At 58.1% G+C, this 3,541-nt stretch carries 3 protein-coding genes; all 3 read left to right on the top strand.

Annotation, left to right across the window (positions count from 1 at the left end):
• On the top strand, positions 1–303 hold a 303-nt coding region (locus HMPREF3039_RS09445; RefSeq protein WP_231863899.1), incomplete at its 5' end, for a hypothetical protein.
• A 55-nt stretch (positions 304–358) separates the two neighbouring features.
• Positions 359–2,773, top strand: a complete 2,415-nt coding sequence (locus HMPREF3039_RS09440) for a BatD family protein (protein ID WP_067571766.1) — start codon at positions 359–361, stop codon at positions 2,771–2,773.
• A 97-nt stretch (positions 2,774–2,870) separates the two neighbouring features.
• Positions 2,871–3,140: a zinc ribbon domain-containing protein gene (locus tag HMPREF3039_RS09435; RefSeq protein WP_067571771.1), complete on the top strand. Its 270-nt coding sequence runs from the start codon at positions 2,871–2,873 to the stop codon at positions 3,138–3,140.
• Positions 3,141–3,541: the final 401 nt, after the last annotated feature.

The following is a 3,541-nucleotide window of genomic DNA, read 5'->3' as shown; positions in this document are numbered from 1 at the left end:
AATAAGGATCAACAGAATAAGGATCAGCAGAATACTCCGGGCAGTCAGGACGAAATGAAAAACACGCCCCTTCCCTCCTCTCCGGAAAAAGACAAGCTGCCTGAAACTCCCGCTTCTTCCACTCCTCAGCCCCAGCCTACTGGGGAAGACGGCAAACCCGTCCCCGTAGCCGCGCAAAAGGAAAGCAAGGAAGCAAAAGAACGGCGGGAAGCCCGGGCCATCCTGATGGAACGCCGGGACATTGAACCCGGCTGCCCCGTGCCCCAGCGCTCTCCCGACTACCCGCCGGACAAGGACTATTAACCTCAGCCCCGGTCCGTCCATACCACTACAACAACCTTTCAAACACATCCGCAACATGATGAAAAAATTGATCGCCATCCTCCCCCTTCTCTTCTGCATGACCTTTACGGCCATGGCGGAAGTCGTCACCACATGGCTTTCCGACGCCGTCGTGCCGGGCGAACAAACCCGCCTCTTCATCATCCTGACGGACGGCAGCATCGGACGCCAGGACCCGCTCCCCAGAGTCAAGGGAGCCAGCATGCACTGGATCAGCCAGGGCAACTACATCCGCTGGCCGGGCTCTCCCAACCAGTCCGCCTTCCTGATGGCCATTGAAGTTACCCCGGATGAAGCGGGCACCGTGCAAATTCCCTCCCTGACCCTGAAAACGAACAATGACCGCACCTACACCACGCCCCCCCAGACACTGACGGTTTACCCGTACAGCGCCATCAAATGGAACACGCTGAACATGAACGGCGCCACCGTCCCATACGGCATGCTGTGGCATGTGGACAACCAGAAACCCTACGTTCACCAGCCGGACCGCTGCGAACTGAAAATCTACGCCCCGGAACACATTCTGGAATACACCATCCCCACCATCACTACGTCCAATCTGGCGGCATGGCGTTTTGAACCCACCCTGGCGGAACTGCTCCGGGGCCAGCCCCGCGGCTCCGTACTCTACCGGGGCGTCAACTGGAATGTGATGACCTTTCAGAGCGCCTTCTTCCCGCTGCGCGCCGGAGAAGTAACGGCATCCGGCACCGTCACGGCCCGCGCCATCCTTCCGGAGGCGGACCCGCTCATCGCCAGTTTCAGCCGTATGGAAATGCTGGTGGAAATGGCCATACCGGAAGTGAAAATCACCGCGCAGGAACTCCCGGAAGGCGCCCCCGCCTCCTTCACCAATGCCGTAGGCAACTTCCGCATCTCCGCCAGTACGGATGCAAGGGACCTCAGCGCCAACGAACCCATCACTGTTAAAATCAAGGTGGAAGGTTCGGGCAACATCCACAGCATCAACTGCCCTTCGCTGACGGATGCCTCCAACTGGAAACTCTACCCGCCCAACAAGCTGGACCCCAGCCAGAACACGCGCACCACGCAGGGAACCGTGGAATTCCAGCAAATGCTGCGCCCCATCGCCCAGACGGACGCCATCCCGTCCTTCGAACTCACCTTCTTTGACCCCAGCACGCAGCAATACAAAACCGTAACCACCGCCCCCATTCCGCTGGAATGGAAAGCCTCCGCCATCACGGGAGCCTCCGCCGGAACGGGCGCGCCCGCCACGCCTCCGCCGGCAGGAACCATTCCGGTGGCGGAAATGACGGACATCTACGGCATGGCGCCCGCCGTCATCATGAACACCCTCACTTCCCCGGCCCACTGGGGATGGTACTTCCTGGCGTACATCCCCGCCATAATCCTGCTCGGCATGGCCCTGATCCGCTACATCCGGAAAGTGCAGAAGGAAAGCTTCACGGCCAGGGAACGCATGCGCTCCTTCAAAAAGCTCGCCTCCACCCCGCGCCAGGCAAACTCCACGGAATTCCTGCGCGCCGCCGGCAACTTCATAGAAAGCTACATCCCGCCGTCCAAACAAAATGAAGAAATGAAAACGATCCTTCAACTCCGGGACGACAGGGCCTTCCAACCTTCCGGCACTGCGGACGAACTGCCCCATGCGGAACGCCAGAACATGCTGCAAGCCATTAAAAAAGCCATCGCCAAGCTCCCCTTGCTCCTCCTCGGCGCCATTCTGGCCGCCTCCCTCGCCGCAACTCCCGGCCACGCCGCTGAAACGGATGAAACAGGCATCCGGGCCTATGAACAGGGCGAATACACGAAAGCCATTGACTACTTCAACAAACAAAGCGAAAACACGAACCTCTCCAAATCGGCCCGTGCCTACGCCTGCTTTGGCGCCGGGAACTCCTACTACCGCCTCAACAAGCCCGGCCTGGCCGCGCTCAACTACCGCCGCGCCCTGGAGCTCTCCCCGTACTTCACGGAAGCGAAAAGCAACCTCCAATTTATCGAACGCAAAGAAGGGGCCATCCTTCCTCCGGACACCACGGAAAACCAGTGGCTCACCTACATCAGCCATGATGTGCTGGTACCCATAGCCATTCTCTCCGGAGCCGTCATGCTCACCTTCCTGGCCCTCCTCACTGTCTCCCGCAGGCACGGCGTCCTGCTGACCATCCTGGCCACCCTCAGCGGCCTGGTTACCGTAGCCGCCGTCATGAACTACATCATGTACCCGGAAACGCCGGAATCCATCCCGCCGGACTGCCTGCTCGTGGTCACGAAAAAAACGCCTGCCCGCCATGCCGCGGACATGGGCAGCCCCGCCCTCATGACCCTCCCGGAATCCACGCCGCTCATCCTGCGAGCGGAACGCGGCTCCTGGTACTACGCCAGCACCTTCCAGAACACCCCCGTCTGGATACCCAAGACGGACGCCCAGCCGCTATAGCCCTTTTCCGGCACAATAGGAACAATCCTCTTCTCCGGAATATCACGGACATTCGGGCAGAGAACAACCAACAAACAACCCATCAACAAATATGGAAATGGAACAACAATTCTGCCAGAGCTGCGGCATGCCCGTAAACGACTCCACTTTCGGAAAAGAAGCGGACGGAAGCAGCAACGAGGACTACTGCCACTACTGCTATGCAGAGGGCCGTTTCACCCGGGACTGCACCATGGATGAAATGATCGAGCATAACCTGGAATACCTTGATGAATTCAACAAGGACTCGGAAAAGAAATATACCGTGGAAGAAGCCCGGGCCGGCATGAAGCAATTCTTCCCGCACCTCAAAAGATGGAAGCAATAACGGGATAACCCCTTGTCTTCATAGGGCAAACTATCTCATACAAACAGCTGCCGGACGCAGGAAACCTGATAAAATATCAGGAATACCTGTGGAATGGCTGACGGGAAATCATGATCCATAAGGGATAACATGGAAGCCTGACCGGCCTTGGATCATCCGGGCCTGTCCCACCTGTCTTAACCGACACAAAAAAGCCGCCAGAAAAAATCTGGCGGCTTTCTAGCATCGTGAAATGTTGAAGCATAACTGTTGCTTATTCATTCTACTGTGTACATGAAGGAGCACTATGCTGGAATATGAACAATCCGTATGACCACGCACCCGTGAGGGTGCGACGACAGGCTACCCGCTGGGCCCATGTGGACGCGGTGGTTTCAATCCACGCACCCGTGAGGGTGCGA

Origin of the sequence: Akkermansia sp. KLE1798 (assembly GCF_001580195.1) — a bacterium.
In the GTDB taxonomy this organism is placed as follows: Bacteria; Verrucomicrobiota; Verrucomicrobiia; order Verrucomicrobiales; family Akkermansiaceae; genus Akkermansia; species Akkermansia biwaensis.
The sequence above is the reverse complement of the archived record's forward strand: the minus strand, read 5'-3'. Positions and strand labels throughout refer to the sequence as shown.

Bases quoted from the DNA above. Each gene is read 5' to 3' on its own strand.
- HMPREF3039_RS09435 (WP_067571771.1), top strand. From the start codon at position 2,871: ATGGAACAACAATTCTGCCAGAGCTGCGGCATGCCCGTAAACGACTCC.
- HMPREF3039_RS09440 (WP_067571766.1), top strand. From the start codon at position 359: ATGATGAAAAAATTGATCGCCATCCTCCCCCTTCTCTTCTGCATGACC.